The organism is Eubacterium sp. BL-380-WT-2B, from assembly GCF_009696115.1.
Lineage (GTDB): Bacteria > Bacillota > Clostridia > Eubacteriales > Eubacteriaceae > Eubacterium > Eubacterium callanderi.
This window is the reverse complement of sequence record NZ_VUMP01000002.1, coordinates 452,211-473,940: the sequence shown is the minus strand read 5'-3', so window position 1 is coordinate 473,940 and position 21,730 is coordinate 452,211. Positions and strand designations below refer to the sequence as shown.

Annotated in this window: 14 protein-coding genes; 7 read left to right on the top strand and 7 right to left on the bottom strand. The window is 46.2% G+C overall.

Annotation, left to right across the window (positions count from 1 at the left end):
- Positions 1-108: 108 nt before the first annotated feature.
- Positions 109-1,503, top strand: coding sequence for a sodium-dependent transporter (locus FYJ53_RS05130; RefSeq protein ID WP_154557062.1), 1,395 nt, complete (start codon positions 109-111; stop codon positions 1,501-1,503).
- 102 nt (positions 1,504-1,605) lie between these two features.
- On the opposite strand, the gene FYJ53_RS05125 is transcribed toward FYJ53_RS05130, so the two are convergent.
- Genes FYJ53_RS05125 through FYJ53_RS05115 form a run of 3 tightly spaced genes read right to left on the bottom strand, consistent with a single transcriptional unit; the run spans position 1,606 to position 4,692 of the window.
- On the bottom strand, positions 1,606-1,818 hold the full coding sequence (locus FYJ53_RS05125; RefSeq protein ID WP_013381658.1) for a hypothetical protein: 213 nt from the start codon (positions 1,816-1,818) through the stop codon (positions 1,606-1,608).
- Entirely contained in the window at positions 1,818-3,515 is a 1,698-nt protein-coding gene (locus FYJ53_RS05120) for an aldehyde ferredoxin oxidoreductase C-terminal domain-containing protein (protein WP_195840236.1), read from the bottom strand. The genes FYJ53_RS05125 and FYJ53_RS05120 overlap by 1 nt, the downstream gene beginning before the upstream one ends.
- Positions 3,516-3,534: 19 nt before the next feature.
- Positions 3,535-4,692 (bottom strand): iron-containing alcohol dehydrogenase, encoded by a 1,158-nt coding sequence (locus FYJ53_RS05115; protein ID WP_090414566.1) that lies wholly within the window; start codon positions 4,690-4,692, stop codon positions 3,535-3,537.
- A gap of 181 nt (positions 4,693-4,873) precedes the next feature.
- Between FYJ53_RS05115 and FYJ53_RS05110 the strand changes: the two genes are divergently transcribed.
- Positions 4,874-6,097 carry a helix-turn-helix domain-containing protein gene (locus FYJ53_RS05110; protein ID WP_143074437.1) on the top strand — a complete coding sequence of 408 codons (1,224 nt, stop codon included), beginning with the start codon at positions 4,874-4,876 and terminating at the stop codon, positions 6,095-6,097.
- Positions 6,098-6,223: 126 nt separating this feature from the next.
- On the opposite strand, the gene FYJ53_RS05105 is transcribed toward FYJ53_RS05110, so the two are convergent.
- From FYJ53_RS05105 to FYJ53_RS05090, 4 genes are all read right to left on the bottom strand, one after another.
- Positions 6,224-8,791, bottom strand: coding sequence for an ABC transporter permease (locus FYJ53_RS05105; protein WP_154557060.1), 2,568 nt, complete (start codon positions 8,789-8,791; stop codon positions 6,224-6,226).
- On the bottom strand, positions 8,788-9,471 hold the full coding sequence (locus FYJ53_RS05100) for an ABC transporter ATP-binding protein (protein WP_013381663.1): 684 nt from the start codon (positions 9,469-9,471) through the stop codon (positions 8,788-8,790). The genes FYJ53_RS05105 and FYJ53_RS05100 overlap by 4 nt, the downstream gene beginning before the upstream one ends.
- Before the next feature lie 82 nt (positions 9,472-9,553).
- The gene (locus tag FYJ53_RS05095) at positions 9,554-10,543 is read right to left on the bottom strand and encodes a sensor histidine kinase KdpD (RefSeq protein WP_041689912.1); all 990 of its coding nucleotides are present in this window, start codon (positions 10,541-10,543) and stop codon (positions 9,554-9,556) included.
- Positions 10,530-11,216 carry a response regulator transcription factor gene (locus tag FYJ53_RS05090; RefSeq protein WP_013381665.1) on the bottom strand — a complete coding sequence of 229 codons (687 nt, stop codon included), beginning with the start codon at positions 11,214-11,216 and terminating at the stop codon, positions 10,530-10,532. The genes FYJ53_RS05095 and FYJ53_RS05090 overlap by 14 nt, the downstream gene beginning before the upstream one ends.
- A 260-nt stretch (positions 11,217-11,476) precedes the next feature.
- Between FYJ53_RS05090 and FYJ53_RS05085 the strand changes: the two genes are divergently transcribed.
- From FYJ53_RS05085 to FYJ53_RS05065, 5 genes are read left to right on the top strand one after another with little or no spacing between them, the layout of a single operon-like run.
- Entirely contained in the window at positions 11,477-11,776 is a 300-nt protein-coding gene (locus FYJ53_RS05085) for an STAS domain-containing protein (protein WP_013381666.1), read from the top strand.
- Between the two features lie 4 nt (positions 11,777-11,780).
- The gene (locus FYJ53_RS05080) at positions 11,781-12,191 is read left to right on the top strand and encodes an ATP-binding protein (RefSeq protein ID WP_154557059.1); all 411 of its coding nucleotides are present in this window, start codon (positions 11,781-11,783) and stop codon (positions 12,189-12,191) included.
- Positions 12,188-19,516 (top strand): non-ribosomal peptide synthetase, encoded by a 7,329-nt coding sequence (locus FYJ53_RS05075; protein ID WP_154557058.1) that lies wholly within the window; start codon positions 12,188-12,190, stop codon positions 19,514-19,516. Before FYJ53_RS05080 ends, FYJ53_RS05075 begins: the two co-directional genes overlap by 4 nt.
- The gene (locus tag FYJ53_RS05070) at positions 19,513-20,130 is read left to right on the top strand and encodes a 4'-phosphopantetheinyl transferase superfamily protein (protein ID WP_154557057.1); all 618 of its coding nucleotides are present in this window, start codon (positions 19,513-19,515) and stop codon (positions 20,128-20,130) included. The genes FYJ53_RS05075 and FYJ53_RS05070 overlap by 4 nt, the downstream gene beginning before the upstream one ends.
- On the top strand, positions 20,063-21,721 hold the full coding sequence (locus FYJ53_RS05065; RefSeq protein WP_154557056.1) for a SpoIIE family protein phosphatase: 1,659 nt from the start codon (positions 20,063-20,065) through the stop codon (positions 21,719-21,721). Before FYJ53_RS05070 ends, FYJ53_RS05065 begins: the two co-directional genes overlap by 68 nt.
- The last annotated feature ends 9 nt before the right edge of the window (positions 21,722-21,730 follow it).

Sequence of the window (21,730 nt, the reverse complement as noted above, 5' to 3'; positions counted from 1 at the left end):
TCCTTTTTATGTACTTTTTTCCATCCATTGACCCTATTAAGGTTTTCTGATATAATTTAAAAGTTGGACTTATTTAAAAAGAAAACTTTTGCAAAGGAGGTATGTAATATGCAAAAAAGAGAAACCTTCTCATCCCGCCTGGGCTTTCTGCTGATTTCGGCAGGTTGTGCCATCGGTTTGGGAAATGTCTGGCGCTTTCCATATATTGTTGGAAAATACGGCGGCGCTGCTTTTGTTTTACTGTATTTATTGTTTTTAATTATCATGGGCCTGCCGATCATGGTCATGGAGTTTTCTGTCGGTCGTGCCAGTCAGAAAAGTATTGCCCGTTCCTTTGACGAATTAGAACCTAAAGGGACAAAATGGCATCTATACAGCTTTTTCGGCATCGCAGGAAATTACCTGCTGATGATGTTTTATACCACCATCGCCGGCTGGCTGCTGCTTTACTTCTTTAAAATGGCCAAGGGGGATTTTGTCGGCTTAAATGCCGATGGTGTTTCCGCAGAATTCGGGAACCTGATGGGACAGCCTGTCCTGATGACTGTTTTTATGGTCATCGTAGTATTGATCTGTATGGGGGTTTGTTCCCGCGGGCTTCAAAACGGAGTCGAGAAGATCACAAAGGTTATGATGATTTGTCTGCTGGCAGTCATGATTATTCTGGTCGGACGCGCGATCACACTGGAAGGTGCTGCGGAAGGTCTGAAATTTTATTTAATGCCGGATTTCAATAACCTGATGTATGATCCTCAGGGAAACATGATTTTAGGCGAGGCGATCTTCGCGGCCATGGGCCAGGCGTTTTTTACCCTGTCGCTTGGAATCGGCGCACTAGCGATATTTGGAAGCTATATCGGAAAAGACCACACACTTGGCGGCGAAGCTCTTCGTGTCACACTGCTTGATACTGCTGTTGCTATTATGTCTGGGTTAATTATTTTTCCAGCCTGTTTTGCTTTCAACGTCGCGCCTAACGAAGGGCCTGCCCTTATTTTTGTGACACTTCCCAACATTTTTAACGAAATGCCCATGGGACAGGTCTGGGGCGCTCTTTTCTTTGTGTTCATGAGCTTTGCTGCGCTGTCAACGGTTATTGCTGTGTTTGAAAACATTATTTCATTTGCCATTGACCGCTGGGGCTTCAGCCGAAAAAAATCTGTCCTGATTAATCTGGCTGCTATAATTCTTTTATCCATGCCTTGTATTCTCGGTTTTAATGTGCTTTCAGACTTTCAGCCACTGGGCTCAGGCACTGGTATTCTCGACCTTGAAGATTTTATCGTCAGCAATAACCTGCTGCCGCTCGGCTCTCTTATTTATCTGCTGTTCTGTGTATCTAAAAAAGGCTGGGGCTGGGATGCTTTTATTAAAGAGGCCAATACTGGCAACGGCTTAAAATTTCCAAAAGGTATCCGTTTTTATGTAACCTGGATTTTACCTTTTGTGATTCTCTTTATCTTTATTATGGGCTACTTAAATAAATTTGGCATCGGGCTGTAAAAAAACAAGGCCACTCTTTATCACGAAAGAGTGGCCTTTTATTTACTTATTCAAATTTTTGATCCGTCCATCTTTCCAACACTTCTGGCAGAGTCATTGTTATTAACCACCGCTGACAATTCTGAGGACACGAATTATACTTTTATCCTGCACTTCTGTTTCAAAAGGCGGGAGGATAATCTTTTTCTGATCCATTAAGACAATATCCAGTCTGTTCAAAACCACCTGTGCTTTCTCCAACACCTGATTGATGGTCATGCCAGACTGAAAATCAATTTGAATCTGATTTCCAAAAGGATCAATAACGGTTACCATTAGAATTCAAAGATTGCGTCCAGCTCTTCATCAATTAAGTCAAACTGAGAACCGGTGGCTCTGGAGCGCTCTTCATAAAAAAATGAAGGCAGTCTGTCATCCGCAGTAGTCATTCCAGCCAGCATATTGAATTTCTTTTCTGTCATCAGGCATTTGATGCCCAGTCCCAGAAGATCTGCGGGCTTCCAGCTTCCTCCATAAAGCCCTTCCATCATTTCTGCAAGATGAGGCACCCCTGGAATACAATTGGAAAAAGCAAAGAGACACATCATACTGTCCGCAAAGCACAGTACAGACTGCAGCTTATTTGAGGCATAGGCCTGCCCTGCGCGTCCAGCGTCATCAAAGGCCCGGCCCATGGTCAGACCAGCAGTATGGTCGGCCCCCTGTGGGCTTGTGGAATAGGTAACGCCTGTTCCCTTTGTATTTCTCGGATCATATCCTGCCAATGCTTGATGTTTAACAACCGGTATGCGCTCACAGCCAAGGTGTTTTCCGGCACTTTCGCAACCGTTCCCCAGCACCCTACCGAATTCTGTGCCATCACGTACTTCCTCAAGCAGTGCGTAGGCAGCTGCCGTATCGCCCCATTCCAGTTTATCCGCCTCCATACAAACCGCGATCCCTGTTCCCATTTCGATGGTGTCAATTCCCATATCATCACAAAGATGATCCATGCGCGCAATTACATCCAGGTCAGTAATCATGCAGTTTGGTCCAAAGAGGGCCACTGTTTCATACTCAAATCCAGAGGTCAGGTAATCGCCTTTTTCATCATTATAAACATTGGAGCACTGTACCACACAGCCAGGCTGGCAGGGCTTTTTATTGCAGCCGCCCCGCTTTGCCAGATTCGTCAAAAAAGTCTGCGCGCTAACGCCGCTGCAGTCAGCCATCAGACGGCCTGAAAAATTTTGAACTGGCAATATTCCTGTTTTACTGGTTGCCTCAATGGTTGAGATGGTTCCAATATTATGAAAAGGATCCTTCGATGCGCCAGAAGCAATCATTTTATTAATTTTCCCACAGGCTTTTTTAAAAAGTGCTTCATCAGCGTATTCTGGTTTGTAGGTCTCTGTGGCCTTTGCAATAACAATCCCCTTCAATCCTTTACTCCCCATAACTGCACCAACGCCTCCGCGCCCTGCAGCACGTGACGGGTAACCCTCGCCAAATTCAGTCACCTGAATAGATGCAGCCTTGTACTGGCGTTCTCCAGCCTGTCCGATAGACATGACCGCGGTTTTCTCACCATATTTTTGACGCATCGCTGCACTAAAAGCATAATTACCCATTAATTGATAATCAGAGGCATCCTCCAATGACACCTGCCCTTCGGGGTCAATATATAAATAATACAGACCATCAGACTGACCCAGAACCTCGATCAGCTTTATTCCCTGTCCTGCCATCAGCGTTGCTGCCAAGCCACCAACGCTACTTTCTTTGATTCCTCCAGTCAACGGACTTTTTGTCCCTACCGAAAGCCGTCCGGCAGTCGTCATTGGTGTGCCGGCAAACAAGGTCGTACAAAAAATAATTCTGTTTTCCGACCCTAAGGCATCGCAGGTTGGCTGAACATTTCGGATTAAATACTCTGCTACCAGCGACCGCGCTCCCAGCAGACGGTATTCTTCGTCCAGGGGCAGTTTGTTAACTGAAAGTGTATCCATTTCCAATGTTATTTTATTCCACATTGCTTCATTCTCCTCTCTCTTATGCGTCATAAGCATGCAGAAGCAGCTCGTGTACTTTTGAAGCGCTGATACGATAAGGGATAATGGCATACCCAATATCCTGAGTCACTGCTTTTGCGATATCGCCCAGGGGTTCTTTGGGAATATCCAGCGCTTTCATATTCGGCATTCCAGTTTTTTTCAAAAATCCTCGAATCGCTTCGCGGGCTATTTCTCCCACAGCCATATTATCCGTATCCGCGGGCACCTCTACACCCATACAGTCGCAGATTTCACGGACCTTATGTGCCTCCGTTTTTGCTGTATAGCAAATGACCTCCGGCAGCGCCAGAGAACAGGCGATGCCATGCGGAAGGTGAAAAAGGGCGCCAAACGTATGTCCAATGGAATGCCCCATGTGTACCAGCGCATTGGTAAAGGCCATCCCGGCAAAGGTGGAAGCTAAAATCATATGCTCACGCGCTTCCAGGTTTTTTCCATCCTCAATGGCGATTGGGAGCCATTTAACGATCATCCGGATCGCTTCCCGCGCAAGCGCGTCTGCCATCGGGTTGGCCTGTCCGCCGGTCAGTGATTCCACCGCGTGAGCAAAGGCATCGACTCCTGTTGCGGCAGTCATCTTAGGGGGAAGCCCCAGCGTGAGGTCCGGGTCCACAATCGCTAAATCAGCCAGACATACTGGTGAAACGACACTGTCCTTTTTCTTCTGTGCCACAAGAGAGATGACACACATGTTTGTCACTTCGCTGCCGGTACCGCTGGTTGTTGGGATAAATACCATTTTCAGACCAGGCTTCAACCCATTCTGCACACCGCCGCAATAATTGCTGAGTGGAGGCGGATTATTGATAAGCACATTGACGCCTTTAGCCGTATCAATGGCACTTCCTCCGCCAACTGCCACAATACTGTCGACCCCGGCTTTCCTTGCTTCTTCCGCTGCCGCCTCCACCATTGTATCCGGTGGATCCGGCACCACGCCGTCAAAAATCACGGTTTCCAGCCCCGCTTCATGCAAGCTGTCAAGAATGCGGTCCGCGATGCCAGTATCCTTCATTCCTTTGTCATAAATGACCAAAGTTTTTAAACATCCCATTTCCCGCACCTTCATGCCAGTGCGCATTGATGAACCGCTTCCCATAATAACCGGTACAAAAATCTCATATGATGTAATCATTCTCTTCACTCCTTTTCCTGTTTTATCCGATTGTTTTTCTTATATATTTATGATATCATCATGACTGAATAATGTATATCGGTTACAAACCCGAAAAAACGTTGATAATTTATGCATAATGCACAAATCATTAAAACCCAGGTGTCAAATCTGTATTTTTCTATAAGGAGGATTTTTCTTGTTGGCAAATGAACTCTGTGCACCCGCGGCTCCTTTTATCCAGGAGGATTTACTTAAACTTATCGATTTGTCCAGTAACGCTTCGGATATGGAACGCATTCTAAACACGGCAGCGCGTTATGTCGGAAACGCGCTCATTCTTATTGATATTTTTGGCGCTGTGCTGTGCCATTCCAGCAACTTTGAAATCATGGATCCCCTGTGGTCCGAAAATATCCGTCAAGGCTCGTACACCGGCGACTTTTCTCGAAAGGTCTGTGCCAATGACGCCATGCAGGACTGGAGCCGCGCTGGTCTGCCTGTGCAGGAGATTACCCTGGAGGGCGACATACAGCCCAAGCTCGTCGCGCGAATTGAAGAGGACCGGCATGTAATGGCTGCCCTGGTGATGGTTGCCCATCACACGCCTATCTGCGCCATGCATCAGCAGACGCTTCCCATACTGGCCAAGCTTATCTACACCGCCTACATTCGTAATCATCCACAGGCGCCGGTATCTCTACAGGATATGCCTTACGCCACCGCGCTTTTTTCCCTGCTTGACGGCGACGCAGACAACAGTCCTGCCAGCCTGAAGGGCCTTGTTTTTCCCTCAGAAATGCAGGCTGTAACCGCGCGCCTGGTTGACCGGTATGATAACCGGTATATTAAACGGGCCTTTTCACAGGAAATGCACAGCATTTTTCCAGAGGGTCATCTCGTGCAGAAAAAGGGCTATATCTGTACACTCACCTCAGGCGTTGATTCCCTCCAGCGTGAAGCCCTGGAAAGGCTGGCGCTGCAGGACAACGCCCGTGTTGGAATCAGCTGGCGTTTTTCAGACATTATGGATTTTCATCACTATTTTAACCAATCTGTCAGCGTAATTAAGCTTGCGGAAAAGCATAAGGATAAAAATCGAGTGGTGAATTTTACAAGCTATGCCTTTTATGCTCTTCTTGAAAACTATACGGGTAAATATCCACTGGACTGGTACTGCCATCCTGCCCTAAAACAGCTAAAGCTTCACGATCAAAATCATCATACCGAATATTATGAAACACTGCGTACCTTTATTGTCACAAGGTGTAATCAGAAGCAGTCGGCTGAACAGCTCTTTATCCACCGCAACACGCTTCAATACCGACTGACCCGGATTACTGCGCTCACCGGTCTGGATTTATCCGAAAGCATGACCAATTGGGTTTTACTCATGTCTTTTGCCATTGAAAAATGTAAAGACTAAGGCTTTTTCTTTCTGAAAATAAAACTTCATTGGCAATAAACACAACACACAAAGAGCCGGAAGTTCAAACAGGAACTTCCGGCTCTCAAAGCTGCTTATTTTATCATTTTTCTTTTTTTCTTTTTATCAGGTCATATCGTCCCGAAGGGCGTCGATGATATTTTCTTTTTTTATACTTCGTGTCGCATACAGCATTGTGATGAACACCAGAAAAAACACGCCGAGTACACTGATAATGAGACTGGCCCATGGGAATATAAAGCCAATCTCTGCGCCGCCTGCGACCATGCCCTTATCGATCAGCCACGAGAACAGTACCGCTATCGGTACACCAAACAGCAGTGTCTTCATGCCAAAAAAGGCACACTCGAAATTCATCATTTTATTGAAATCTCGATCAGACATTCCCACAGAACGCAGCATGGCAAATTCCCGTTTGCGAAGCTTAATATTTGTAGAGATCGTGTTGAACACATTGGCTGTGGCGATCAGCGAAATCATAAAGACAAAAACATAGGTGAACACATCCACAACAAATACGATATTGCGGTTTTGCTCAAATATTTCGTTCGCATTGTAGAGGTTATAATTTGAGGTAATCCCCTCACTCTGGATCATTTTTTTCATCTCAGCCACCGACTGCGCAGAGTTTTCTGACCGGAAAGTCAGGCCTGTTACGGCGTCACCCCCTGGCTCAAAACTACTTTTCAGCTGATAAGGCGCGACAATCATAAAGGTAGCATCTTTTACACTGGAGGATTGTCTTGGGAGTGTGTCAACCGGTATGGTATCGACAAAGGTCAGGCTCACAGCCTTGCCTGACCCTTCCGGTGTTCCATCACCTGATCCGGGCATGACAGTGAAATTCATGGATGAGTGGTCAAATAGATTGTACAGCGAGCTCTTACCCGCTTGTTCGCTCTCACCCTTTGCCTTGGCAACAGCGGTCATTTTTGCGTTCTGTCCAGTATATTCGTCTGCAGGCAATCCCAGGTCTTTGATAAATTCCAGATAAACGCGATCCTCAACAAACTGGATATCCAGTGGCAAATCGACTGTTTCGTCTGGGGAAGTCAGACCAAGGGCTTCGCGGTGGCGTTCCGAAAAATCACTGGCTCTGGCGGCGCAGGAATAGGTTGATACTGCCTGATATGAGCTTTCATAGACCCCGTCCACCGCTTTCAATTTGTCATAGAGCCGGAACAGGTCGCTTTCATCCATATTCTGCGTGGTAAAACAGATGTCATAATCCGAATCGACAACAGACTGCCTGGCGGCCTGCTTGAGGGTTTCTCCAAAGGCATTTGCTGACACAAACAGCACCACACTCAGGGTAAGAGACAGCACAATACTGCGATAGCGCTTTTTATTTCTCTTGAAATTTTTCAGGGCAAGCATTCCCTCCAGACCGTAAGCACGCTGCGCAAAGCCGGAGGTTTTCACAGCCTTAGATTCAATTCTGACCTCGTTTGTTTGGCGTATGCTCTCCAGCACAGGTCTTCTTGCGGCCTTCCGCGCTGGAATATAAGCCGAAATTAAAATCGTGATCATGCTGATCACCGCTGAGGCGATAAGGGCCGGTACTGATATTGTCAGGAGCAGAGGCACATCGGTTGAGAGAATATTTTTGAAATTGCCGGCGATGAGGGAAATCACAAGGGTGATGCTTCCAATGCCTACAGCCAGGCCGATGGGTATTCCAACCGCACCGATACAGACCCCCTCGAACAGCACAGAATCCCGCAGCTGCTTTGATGTGGCTCCCACAGATGCGAGTATGCCAAACTGGCGTGTACGCTCATTCAGCGAGATGTTAAAGGCGTTGTAGATCAGAAAAACCGAGCCCAACATAATCAGAACAACCAGAATACTGCCAACGGAATACAATAATGTGTTAAACAGCGTATCATCCGATAGCCCCATAAAACGCAGCACATAATCGTTAAAAATGGTGCTGTAGCCGCCGGCTTTATCCTTTGCGTAGCGCTGAACCTCCCGCGGGTTATCAAGGGTGACAAAGACGTTAAAGCTGTCCGCCTGATCGGCAGGGTCCGCCGCCGTGATCAGGGTATAGCCTGGCGACGTGGCTTCCTCAAAGCTGAGCCTTTCACAGATTCCAACAACTGTGTAGGTTTTCTCTGCCTTTGGCACCAGTGTTTCTTCGGCTTCTGCATTGTACGGAATGTGCTGCGTGAGCTTTCCGTTTCCGTCCACACGGTCTCCGATTGAAAGGGAAATCGTATCTCCCACAGCGTAGTTGATACCGCCATTGGCCGAGAGATGTGCTGGGATAAGAACCTCGCTGCTGTTTTGCGGCAGCCTACCGGAAATCATGTTGATGGGCAGATCTTCAAAGGCTTTTTCATCAAAGCCTGTTACAAAGAGATAAGGCTTATCTGGATTTTCACCATCACTTAACACTGCGTAGCCAATGTTTTCAATGGCCGCGGTGTTTTTAACCCCCTTATCCTGGCTTCGCTCCTGAACAAATGCGGAGTCCACATCCAGAAATTCGACATGCCAGCTGCCGTATTTCACTGCTGAGCTGTTTACCAGATAATTTTGCAGAGAAACAGCAAAGGTCGCGACTGCCGTGATCATGGCAGCAGATAAAACCACTCCGATAATCGTTACAATTGTCCGCGTGCGGCTCTTTTTCAGGCTCTGCAGTGTGACTTTGTTAAAAATGTTCATGGCCGCACCCTTTCATCCCGCACAACCCTGCCATCAGATATGCCGATAATGCGGTCTGCTTGAAGGGCGATATTTTCATCATGGGTGACGAGGATAAGGGTCTGCCCATATTTTTTATTGCTCAGCTTTAACAAATTGACAATTTCATGGCCATTCCGGCTGTCCAGACTGCCTGTAGGCTCATCGGCCAGCATGACCGCCGGGGCGTTCATCAGAGCGCGGCCAATGGAAACACGCTGCTGCTGGCCGCCTGAAAGCTGATTGGGCAAATGTGTCTGGCGGTCTTTCAGACCAAGCAGTGACAGCAGGTTGTTCAATCTTTTCTGGTTAACCTTCCGCTTGTCCATCAAAACCGGCAGGGTGATGTTTTCCACCACATTGAGTGTGGGAATAAGGTTGTGGAACTGATAGATGAGCCCGACCTGTCGTCTTCTAAAGATTGCCAGCTTATCATTGCTTTGGGCGTATACATCCTGCCCGTCCAGGAATACCTTTCCGCTGGTGGGCACGTCCACACCGCCAATCATATGAAGCAAGGTGGATTTACCTGAACCGGATGACCCGATAATTGCGGTAAAGTCTCCCTTTTCGATTGTAAGTGAAACATGGTCGAGGGCTGTAACCTGGTTTTCTGCTGTACCGTAGACCTTGCATAGATTTTCAATTCTTAGTAGCTCCATTATGTGAGCCTCCTTTCTCTTGGTATACCCATATAATAAAGCTTCTCTCTGACATCCCCGTGACTTTCAGGTGAGAGATCTGTCACTTTGGAAAACGAAGGGTAAAGACCGCACCGCCCGCAGGGTGATTTCTGGCTGTGATGGATCCTCCCTGCCCTGTTATAATCATCTTACAGAGTGCCAGACCAATGCCATAGCCCGACGCTTTTGTGCTTTTTCCCCGGTAAAACCGGTCAAACAGGCACGGTATATCCTCTTTTTTAAATCCTGGACCGCTGTCATGGACGGCGATCTCGGTAAACAGCGGATTATCGGTGCATACAATCTCAATACTCCCATTTTCACCCACGCTTTCCATACAGTTTTTGAGAATGTTTTGAATGGCCTCTGAAAGCCAGCCGGCATCGCCTCGAATCCTCACGCCCTTTGGCACATCAAGCTGTACTGCGACAGCGTGCAGTTCCATTGGAATTTGAAGTGGGCGCAGCGCAGTGTATACCAGACTTTCTGCGTCAATCGGCTCGCTCTGGAATACCACGACGCCCGCATCCAGACGGGATAATTTTAAAAGGGATGTGATCAGCCAGTCCATGCGCATGAGCAGTTCCTCAGCCTCCCGCACATAGACTTTCCGTTCATTTTCATCCGAAGTGTTTGAAAGCAGTGACAAAAGAAGGTTCACGGATGTGAGCGGCGTGCGGAGCTGATGGGCAATATCTGCCAGCGAGTCGGCCAAATGTGTTTTTTCCCTTTTCAGCGCATCGTTTTGCTCACGAATACGCAGTGTCATTTTTTTTACTTCACTGTACAGAATAGAGAGCTCACCCTCATCCAATTCGTCAATATCCAGACGATCATAATTGTGAAGCACAAGATCAATTTGATCGGAAATTTTCGCAATGCTTCTATATCGGGCTCTGGTGTGCGTGTAAAAGGCAGTGCCAAAAACGGCGGCAGACACAAATGCCAGTACTCCAGCCGCACGGTCGATGGCAAATCCCAGGACGGTAAAAACAGCGGCCATCAGCAAAAACAAAACCGCAAACTGCTTAAATTCTTTATTCCGGAGCATGGCCGTCCCCCAGACGATAGCCTGTCCCACGGACAGTCCGGATAATTTTCGGTTTCCCAGGATCATCCTCTATCTTTTCCCGCAGACGTTTGATATATACAGTTAAAGTATTGTCATTGACAAACTCACCCGCCGCATCCCACAGTTCATCCAGCAACCGGTCTCTTGTAATAATGCTTTTAGGATTGTTCACAAACATCAACAGCAGCCGATACTCTAAAGCTGAAAGAAAAACTTCGCTGCCATCTTTCTTCACCACACCACTCGCTGTATCGACCTGGAGTCCACACACTTCAAAGGTCGCTGCAGAACGCCCGCTTTTTCGCAGAGCAGTCCCGATCCGCGCAATCAGCTCACGGGGGCGGAAGGGCTTTGTAATATAGTCGTCCGCACCCATATTCAGCCCGGTAACAACACTCGCCTCATCACCGGAGGCTGTCAGAAAAATCACAGGAATGTTCTGAACTTCTTTGACCTCTGTACAAACGGTAAAGCCGTTCCCATCCGGCAGGGATATGTCAATGAGCGCCAAATCAAATTTATTGTCGACGAGCGTATCGGTGGCTTCCTTCCGGGTGGCGGCATGAGTGACAATAAACCCCTCCGATTGGAGTAAAAGCATCAGATTTTTCGCGATGGCCTGATCGTCCTCAATCAAAAAAATTCGTTTCATCTGTTTTCATTCTCCTTTGCTGCTTCTTTTGTCATAAGATTATTTTATTGTACAACATCTGTCTGTAGCCCTATTGTATTTCTTTTGAATGAAACATGCAAGAGGGCTGTCTTTCGGATGTCATATTGAAGTCATTAACTGTCAGAAAGTTTGTGAACTTATCAAGATTTTATCAAACTTTTAATATTTCCTTGCCCATCAATAACTGATGATGATAAAATGTCTTTAAGAATATCTACATTTGAAACGGAGGCTTTATAATGACCATAACAACCACTGCAAAAGAAAACACCTTATACGTAGCCCTTGAAGGGAGAATTGACACCATCAGCGGCCCACAACTGGAACGGGAACTTTCAGGAGCTATTGACAATATAGATACTTTAATTTTAAATTTAGAAAAAATTGACTATGTTTCCAGTGCAGGTATCCGGGCTATGCTGAGCCTTCACAAAAAAATGGCTGCAAAAAAGGGAAGCATGAAACTTCAAAATTTAAACAATAGCGTCCTGTCTGTACTAAAAATGACAAAACTCGACAGCATTTTTTGTGTGGATTAAAACAATGGACCGCTGTAATGTCACTGCTACATCTTCGGGACTGCAAACGCTTTTATCTTTTACTGAAACTTGGCTTTCAAAGACCGGCATCAGTCCAGAAAAACAATATGATATTTTGATTATTGTGGAGGAGCTTACGGTTAATATTGTCAATTACGCTTATGATGAGATACCGGGGAAGATTACTCTGTCCCTCGAATTACTTGATGACGGCGCTATTCTGAGGCTTAACCTTTCGGATACCGGCAGGCCATTTAACCCTCTTGACTGCGATGACCCTAAACTTTCGGAATCCATTGAAGAACGGCCTGTTGGTGGGCTTGGCATTTTTATAATCAAATCCCTGGCAGACAAATTGAAATATGAATATAACAATAAACAAAACCAGATTATCATAGAAAAGAGGCTAACATGACAAAACAATACACCATCACACACCCACAAAAACGTATTTTATATACCGAGCTAATCAATAATGTCCCAGGCAGCTACAACTTTGTAGGAACCATGCTCTTTCCAGAGGGTGATACAGAGCGCATTAAAGCTGCTGTACAGTCTGCCATGGCTGAAACACCTAATTTTTTCCTCCGATTCCATATGGAGGATAACGGCGAACTGAGCTTTTACCGGGAGATCACTGACGTTGAAATCGAAGAATGCGGAGACTGCGATATTTCTATTCATCATTTTAGCAGTCTGGAGAATACTGCGCTTTATCATTTTCTTATTGCACATACACAGGCAGGCATCTTCTTGCGTATGTCCTTTCATCACGCGTTATGCGACGGTACCGGTCTGGATCTGTTCGCTCAAAAGGTCTGGAGCCAGTATCACAGCGGCAGCAGTAAGGGACTAAATGACCGTCCTTATGAGGAATATGCGGTCTGCGAAGCGGATTACCTGAAATCCAAAGCCTTTGAAGCAGATAAAAACTATTGGTTATCCACGCTCAAAAATACTGCTGATTTTGACTGTGAGCCACAAAGCAGCTCTGACTTTACGCTAGGTTACAAACGCTTCAATCTTCCCGAGATCCTTAAAAATAAAATACAGGCCTTTTCCGCGTCTCAAGACGAGCATATCTCACCATTTCTTTTTGCCCTGACCGCCGCAAGCCTTTTTCTCGCTAAACGAAACCATAAGAACGGCATTCTGATAAACCTCGGCGAAAGCGGCCGCCGACATCTTGAAAGTTTCTCTGAAACCACGGGTATGTTTGTGAGCCTTGTACCCTTGAAGCTAACCTTTGAAGCAGAGGATACCTTTACATCTTTGCTTAAAAAGACCAAAAATACCTTTAAAGAAGCGTTGTCCCACAGCAAATACCCATATGATCTTCTAGTACAGGATATGACAGCTTCAGGTATTGATTTAGAAAGCGTTTCCTCTGTCTCGATTGTGGCAAACTCCAATAATCCAGACAGTCACCTCACAAAAACCATTGCCGCAGAATACTGTGACCGCGCCCTTACCATCCGTATCAACCCAGATGTCTTGGGACACGATACCTTTAAGTGTTTTGCCTTAGAGTATCAAACCGCTTGCTATACTGAAGAAGACATCACAAAAATGGGCGAAGCCCTGACGTCTTTAATCGAAAACCTGGCAGATCATACCGACTGGCCATTTAAGGATATTGCCATCGACACCAACGCTCTTTTACCGATAGAAGATAGCTCCATTATTGCCGATGCCGATGAAATTGCCCGCCTCGACAGCTTTAACAACACTGAAGTCACATATGACATCACAAAAACCCTGGTAGATCTTTTTAGAGCGCAAGCTCAGAAGACTCCCGAATCCACGTGCGTCGTCTTTAAAGACCGATATTACACCTATGGCGAGGTCGACCGTCTTTCTGACAACCTTGCCCGTGTCATCGCGGCCAAAAACCTTGGTGCCGGAGACATAGTGTCCATCCTCATCCCCCGGTGTGAGTATATGTCCATCGCTTCATTGGGAGTATTAAAGGCTGGCTGTGCCTACCAGCCCCTTGATCCTGACTATCCTGAGGAAAGACTTTCATTTATGATGGCTGACGCCAGCGTAAAGCTTCTTATTGCAGATGTCAATCTTCTCAAAAAGGTACCGAATTACCAAGGAGATACGCTGTTTATCCAGGATATTCCTAAACTGTCCGCGGATTCCCCCCTGCCCAAAGGACCAACGCCTGAGGATCTGTTCATACTCCTATATACCTCTGGCTCCACCGGCACTCCCAAAGGGTGTATGCTCACCCAAAAAAACATTGTCAATTTCTGTCACTGGTACCACCGTTATTATAATCTCACAGAAAAGGATCGGGTAGCCGCCTATGCCAGCTTTGGCTTTGACGCATCTATGATGGACACCTGGCCAGCCCTTACACGTGGTGCCTCCATGTATATCATCCCTGAAGAAATTCGACTCGACTTGCTGGCCCTTAATGACTATTTTGTAGAGAATAGCATTACCAATGTGTTCATAACTACACAGGTCGGCCGCCAGTTTGTCACCTGTATTGAAGAAACCAGCCTGCGCAATCTAAGTGTTGGCGGTGAAGCTCTGGTTCCTTGTAAGCCACCAGAGGCCTATTCTCTCCACAATGTCTATGGTCCCACCGAGTGCACCATTCTGTCAACCGCAAGCCTTGTTGACCACCTTTATGAAAAGTCTGTTCCCATTGGTGGTCCTATAGACAACACCAAGCTTTATGTTGTGGACGCTGAACTCCGCAGGGTGCCCATTGGTGTGCCGGGTGAGCTATGCATCGCCGGAGCACCTGTCTCCAGAGGTTATCTGGGCCGCAAAGAACTGTCAGAGGAAAAGTTTATTCAAAATCCCTTTGATGATGACCCCGCTTACAGTCGTATGTATCGTACCGGAGATGTGGTCAAATGGCTCGAGGATGGCCGTATTCTCTTTGTTGGCCGGGAGGATGGTCAGGTTAAAATCCGTGGTTTTCGAATTGAGCTGACTGAAATCGAACAGAGAATAAGGGAATACCCGGGTATCAAAGATGCCACACTCACTACCTGTGACGAAGAAAATGGCGGAAAATATGTGGTTGCCTACATCGTCTCTGACGAATCCATCGACATTGAGGATCTCAACGCCTTTATCTCAGCTGAAAAGCCAGCCTATATGATCCCCGCAGTAACCATGCAGATTGACGCTATCCCTTTGAACCCGAATTTAAAGGTTGATAAAAAAGCCTTGCCCAAGCCAGTTCGTACCTTTGACGATATCGTCCAGCCTCAGACCCCCATGCAGGAAAAAATTCACTCCATTTTGGCAGAGGTCATCGGCGATTCTGGATTTGGGATTAACACAGATATTTACGATGCAGGCCTCACCTCCATCGGCGCAGTCAAGCTTGGCGTTTTGTTCTCCAATACCTTTGGTCTTAAAATGAACACCCAGGATTTTAAAAAATACAATACAGTCACAAAACTGGAAACCTATATTGACATCGCCAAAAACATACAGTCCAGTCAAAAGGCTCATAAAGAGCTTGAAGCCTATCCTCTCACCCAAACGCAGATGGGTATTTATCTGGAATGCTTGAAAAATCCAGATTCCTGTGTCTACAACATCCCGCTGTTCTGCACCTTCTCAAGGGCAATTGACGCAGATCGGTTAGGTGAGGCGCTAACCCATGCCATCAACGCGCATCCTTATCTTAAAACCCGTCTTCAGATTACGGGTGAAGATATTTTACTGAAGCGCCGGGACCGCGACCCTGCCTTGGTAAAACGTACTCGGATGAAGGCTTCAGAACTTGATGATTACAGCAGGCATCTGGTAAAACCCTTTAATTTTGAACGCGGTCTCTACCGTTCGGAGATTATCGAAACCGAAGAAAATATCAGCCTTTTCATTGATGTACACCATCTGATCTTTGACGGAACCTCCGCCATGGTGCTGCTTCAGGAAATCAATCGGGTTTACACTGGACAAAACCCAACTGGCGAATCGTACAGCTCCTTTGATTTAGCTCTGGATGAAAAACAGGAACGGGAAAGTTCTTCCTATACCGAGGCCCGGGACTTTTATCACAGCATTTTCGGCGCCATGGAAACAAACGCGCGCTTGGATTATGACAAACCGGAAAACAGTACACCGGAGACCGCTGCCTTCGATATTGATATGAGCACCCTTTTAAGGACAGAAGTTCAAGCTTACTGCGCTAAACATCAAATTACTCCAAATGTCTTTTTTACCGGTGCCTTTGGCTTCATCCTAGCTCAATTTAAAAACCAGACAGAGTCTGCCTTTTGCACCATCTACAATGGCCGCAGTGACTCCCGCACCACAGAACTAGTCGGTATGCTGGTCAAAACTATGCCGGTTTATTGTAATCTGGAAGCGTCCAATACTGTTGACGGTTACCTCAACACTGTTAAGAAACATCTGTTCGAACTCATGGAGCATGATATTTATTCCTTTGGAGAAATCAGTCGGGAGCTTGGTGTTTCAGCAGATATTCTTTTTGCCTATCAGGGTAGTGACTTCAACATCTTTACTCTGGATTCCGAAAGTGTTCCCATTGTTCCATTGGCTCTTTCTGAAACCAAAGCGCCTCTTTCAGTGGATATCTATGACACCGATACAGGATATACTGTAAAAGCAGAGTACCGCCATGATCTGTATGACGGTATAACAATATCCCGCTTTTTGAAGACCTATGAAGAAGTTTGTAAAAGCTTGCTGACTGCCGAAACCTTCAATGATATTTGTCTGATCAGCGATGAGGATAGAAAAAAAATCGCGGTGTTTAATGACACTAAAATACCCATCGATACCCCTCTTATTCCAGAACAGCTGCAAGCTGTGGCCGATGCCAATCCAGATAAAACAGCCCTCATCAGCTGTGGTGAACACTTAACTTTCAAAGAACTGAATGATGCCACCAACCGCATTGCCAACGCCCTTATTAAGCTAGGCATCCAGCCAGAAGACATTGTAGCTATTCTTCTCACCCGCACCAAATATGCTTACATGGCGCGACAGGGTATCTTAAAATCTGGCGGAGCTTTTCTGTGTACAGATCCTGAATATCCTGATGACCGTATCCGTTTTACCCTTGAGGACAGCCATGCTAAATTCCTCATTACCACAAAAGCTCTTGCCGAAAAACGACAGGCAGTCTGTGAAAATACCGCCTGTACCTTACTATGTATTGAGGAATTGCTTGAGGAAGATGACACCCGTTTTCCACAGGTTGACATTAAGCCCTCAAATTTATGCTACTGCATTTATACCTCTGGTTCCACAGGCACGCCCAAAGGCGTCATGATTGAGCACCGCAATCTGCGCCACTACTGTCACGCTAATCCTAAAAATCCAGAGATTATGTCCTACATTAATCATAGCACAGTTTCTCTGTCTTTTGCTGCTCTGACTTTTGATGTATCAATTCTTGAGGAGTATGTTCCACTAACCCAGGGGATCACGGTGTGCATGGCCAATGAAAATGAAATTCATAATCCGCTGGCCATGCGTGATTTGCTTATTGAAAACAAAGTAGATACCTTCACAGCAACGCCATCCTACCTTAGCAACATTGTAGATATTCCAGCAATGGCGGAAGCGTTGTCCCAGATCCGTAGCTTTAACGTAGGTGCGGAAAACTTCCCATTGTCTCTTTACGACAAACTGAGGACTGCCAGTCCGGAAGCCCACATTTATAACGGTTACGGCCCGTCTGAAACCACAATCGGCTGTACTTTTATTGAAATGACTGGTGAAAATGTGACGATCGGCCGCCCTATGAGCAATATCAAATGCTATATTTATAATCGTTATGGTCAGGAAATGCCCATAGGTGTTCCCGGCGAACTGATTATTGCCGGTGATGGTGTTGGTCGCGGTTACGTAGGGCGCCCAGATCTCACAGAAAAAAGCTTTTTCCGCATTGACAGCCTGAAGGCCTATCACTCCGGCGATTTAGCCGCATGGGATACCGATGGCAAACTTCCCTTCTTTGGGCGTCTCGACAATCAAGTCAAGCTGAGGGGGCTCCGGGTTGAACTGGATGAGGTTGAGGCTGCCATCAACAGCTACGAAGGGATTAAATCCAGTATTGTTCAGGTTCGCGGAAAGGATGACAGCCAATTTCTCTGCGGGTTTTTTACTGCAGATCACGCCGTTAACATTAATAATCTTACTACCCATTTAAAGAGTACCCTGACCCATTACATGGTGCCTGGCGTTCTTGTACAGCTGGATGAAATGCCTTTGACTTCTAACGGTAAAATCAACAAGAAGGCTTTGCCTGAGATTACTTATAGCGCCGCTGAGCATGAATACATTGCACCGAAAAATGAAACTGAGGCGATCATCTGCAGTATGATGGCCGAAATCCTTAAATGTGACAAGGTTGGCGCCACAGATGATTTTTTCGAAATTGGCGGCACCTCTCTCAGCGCCTCCCGTCTTGCCATGCTGGCCGCCAATCGAGGGATTGACTTTGTTTATCAGGATATATTTAAACATTCCACCCCTCGGACTCTGGCTGCCTTCTCAGAAAACGGAAATAATGCAGCCACTGCCGTTGTCGAAACTGACCCTATTACAGATTATGACTATCACGCTATCGGCAATCTTTTAGAAAAGAATACCATTGCCAATCTTTCGTTGCTTAACAGAGAACCTTTAGGTGATATTCTCATTACTGGTGCAACAGGCTTTTTGGGCATCCATGTACTCCAAGCTTTTCTGACAGAATATACCGGCAAAGTATGGTGCCTCATTCGCAAGGGAGAAGCTGACAGTTTAGAAGAACGCATGCGTACCATGCTTATGTACTACTTTGATGATACCTTTGATGAAGTATTCGGTACACGACTATTCCTTATTGAAGGAGACATCACCGACGCTGACCAAGTTAATACTCTTAGCAACGTTCCCTTTTCTGTCCTGATTAACTGCGCGGCCAGCGTTAAGCATTTCGCTGCAGACGACAGCTTAAAACGCATTAACACTGAAGGTGTCAAACACCTCATCAATCTCTGTGAAAAAACAAGGCGCAAGCTCATCCAAATTTCAACGGTCAGTATTGCCGGCGACAGCCTGAACAACAGTATTCCCAGTGATCGAAAAATCATGGAAAATGATCTTTATTTTGGTCAGACCATCACCAATCAATACATCGAAAGCAAGTTTTTAGCTGAACAGGCTGTTCTTGAGGCTTCAACGAAAGGTCTTCGAGCCAAAATAATGAGGGTAGGCAATCTCATGAGTCGCGCAGCTGATGGCGAGTTCCAGATAAATTTTATTACAAATGGCTTCATGCGCCAGCTTAAGGGCTACGCCACCCTGCACCAATACCCGGTTGAGAGTATGAATCTGCCGGTGGAATTTTCACCCATTGATATCACCGCCCAAACCATTTTGGCTCTTGCCGAAACCGGTGATGTTTTTACGGTTTTTCACCCTTACAACAACCACACAGTCTTTATGTCCGATGTGGTGGAGGTCATGAACCAGTGCGGCTTTGACATTAAAGTCACAGATGCCGCTACCTATGAAGCTGCTCTTCGCCAGGCCATGGCCGATCCTGATAAAGCCGATAAGGTGGCTGGTCTCATTGCCTATCTGAGCAGTGACACAGAAAATGTCCAGATTCCCATTGACTGTAACAATTGCTTTACCTCTGAGGTGCTGTGCCGTCTTTACCAAAAATGGCCTATCACCGACAATGATTATATCAAACGGGCGATTCAGGAGCTTGAAGCCCTGGGCTTCTTTGAAGTATGAAGCTTTATACCATAAATACCGAACCTTTAAGAAATTTGGATATTTTTGAAACACGCATTAAGGAACTGCCGGAGTCACGGGCAAAAAAAGCGCAAAGCTACCGCCTCGTCAAAGACAGAGCTTTGAGTCTTGGAGCAGGGCTTCTGCTCAATCAGGCGCTTCGGGAAAGTGGGATTAACCCTGTCACTGTGGAATTTGATACCTCTGAATGTAAGAAGCCCAGGCTCATAGAACATCCTGACTTTCATTTTAACATCGCCCACTCTGAGGCTTTCGCAATCCTGGGCGTGGGTGACACACCGCTTGGTGTAGACATTGAAAAAATCAGCCCCGTTCCGCTTGACATCGCCCGGCAATACTTTTTCAAGAGTGAATACGCCTACCTTATGGCTTTGCCCGAAGCCCAGCGTACACTGGGCTTTTACCGGCTCTGGACCTTAAAAGAAAGCTTTATGAAGGCTGTGGGGCTGGGATTTCAGCTTCCTCTTAATCATTTTGAAATAACGCTGACCGTACCCATTCAGATAAAACAGCAGGTTGATCGCCATGATTACACCTTTACCGAATACCAAGCCCTTCCAGATTACTGTATCAGCAGCTGCGAACAGCTTTAAAAATATCGAAAGGATCAAAATTTTGAAGAAAAAATTGGAAATGCGTATCCTCGCGATCATGCTGGCTTTATCTGCTCTCTTGTGTACCCTGATCGTATGGATTGCCTTTAGAACATATAAAAAACAAGTGGAATCGAATTACCTCACCATTGTCCAGAGCATTTCATTAAAAGCCCTGGACGATGTTGACGCTGCCTCACTGGCTCTGCCAGAAAGCAACCCCGATTACCAAAATGAAATTCAAAAGCTAACTAATCTAACTCATGTCATCGGTGTGCCTGACAGCGCTGTTTTTACTTTTGTCGAGGGACAGCTGCACTGGCTTCAGGACTCTGATTTCTCAGTCTCAAAAGAAGCTTTAGCTGACTACCTGACTGCCATACCCAAGGCCAATTTTGAAAGCGAGACTTATATCGCAGACGAAGCCGAATCACTATCTCTTGGACCAGAAGCCACCCTCGAATCTGGCGCAAAATACCCCAGCCTTTGCATTCCTCTTACCGACCACACAGGTAACGCTGTGGGCCTTGTAGGCTTGGTGATCCAAGGAAGCGGCTACCGCTACCAGCGGCTTGCTTTCGTGGGCTCTATCCTCATTGTTGCCTTGCCACTGATGCTTGTAACTACTTTGCTTTTCTTTTTCTATATGCGAAAAAGCGTTACTCGTCCCCTTTTAAAGATGACTAATGCTGCCGAACAATTTAAAAAAACGGATTTATTTTCCGCCTCGCCCCAAAAACACGCGCTGTCTAATCTAAATATTCATACCGGTGATGAAATTGAAGGCTTGTCCAAACAGCTGGACAAAATGGGGAGCAGCTTGATCGCCACGATTCAACAACAAGTAGAGACCGAAAAACAAAAACAGTGGCTTTTAAGCGAAATGCAAACTGCAGAAAATGTCCAGCGTAGTATGCTGCCAACAGATTTTCCAAAAGATCTGGATCTTTTTGCCACCATGAATCCAGCCATTCAAATTGGTGGTGATTATTACGATTTTTACTACCTTGACGACCACCACCTGGCGATGACCATCGCCGATGTTTCTGGAAAAGGTATTCCCGCGGCGCTCTTTATGGCTTTATCTAAAACTGTGCTCAAGTTCATCATTACCAGCGGCGTTTCCCTCGCAAAGGCTTTGGAAATGTCTAATGACTACTTCTGTCAAAATGACTACGGCGGTATGTTCGTAACTGTTTTCACCGGTATTTTGGATCTGAACACCCATAAACTATGCTATGTAAACGCAGGCCATAACCCACCGCTTATACGCCCTGCCGCTGATTCTGATTACATCTGGCTCGACACACCTCCAGATTTAGTGCTAGCTGTTATGGGAAATCAAAGCTATAGCGAATATTCCTGCCAGTTAGCACCTGGAGCCAGTTTATTTTTGTACACAGACGGTGTTACCGAAGCCCAAAATTCTGAAGGCAACTTTTACGGCGAGGCCCGCCTAACCCAAACGATCAATGCAGCCAAAAGCCTTACTTCAAAATCCCTGCTGGCTGCTATCAAGGCCGATATTGACGCCTTTGCCGCATCCGCTCCTCAGGCGGATGATATTACAATGTTAAGCATTAAACTTTAAGGAGAAACA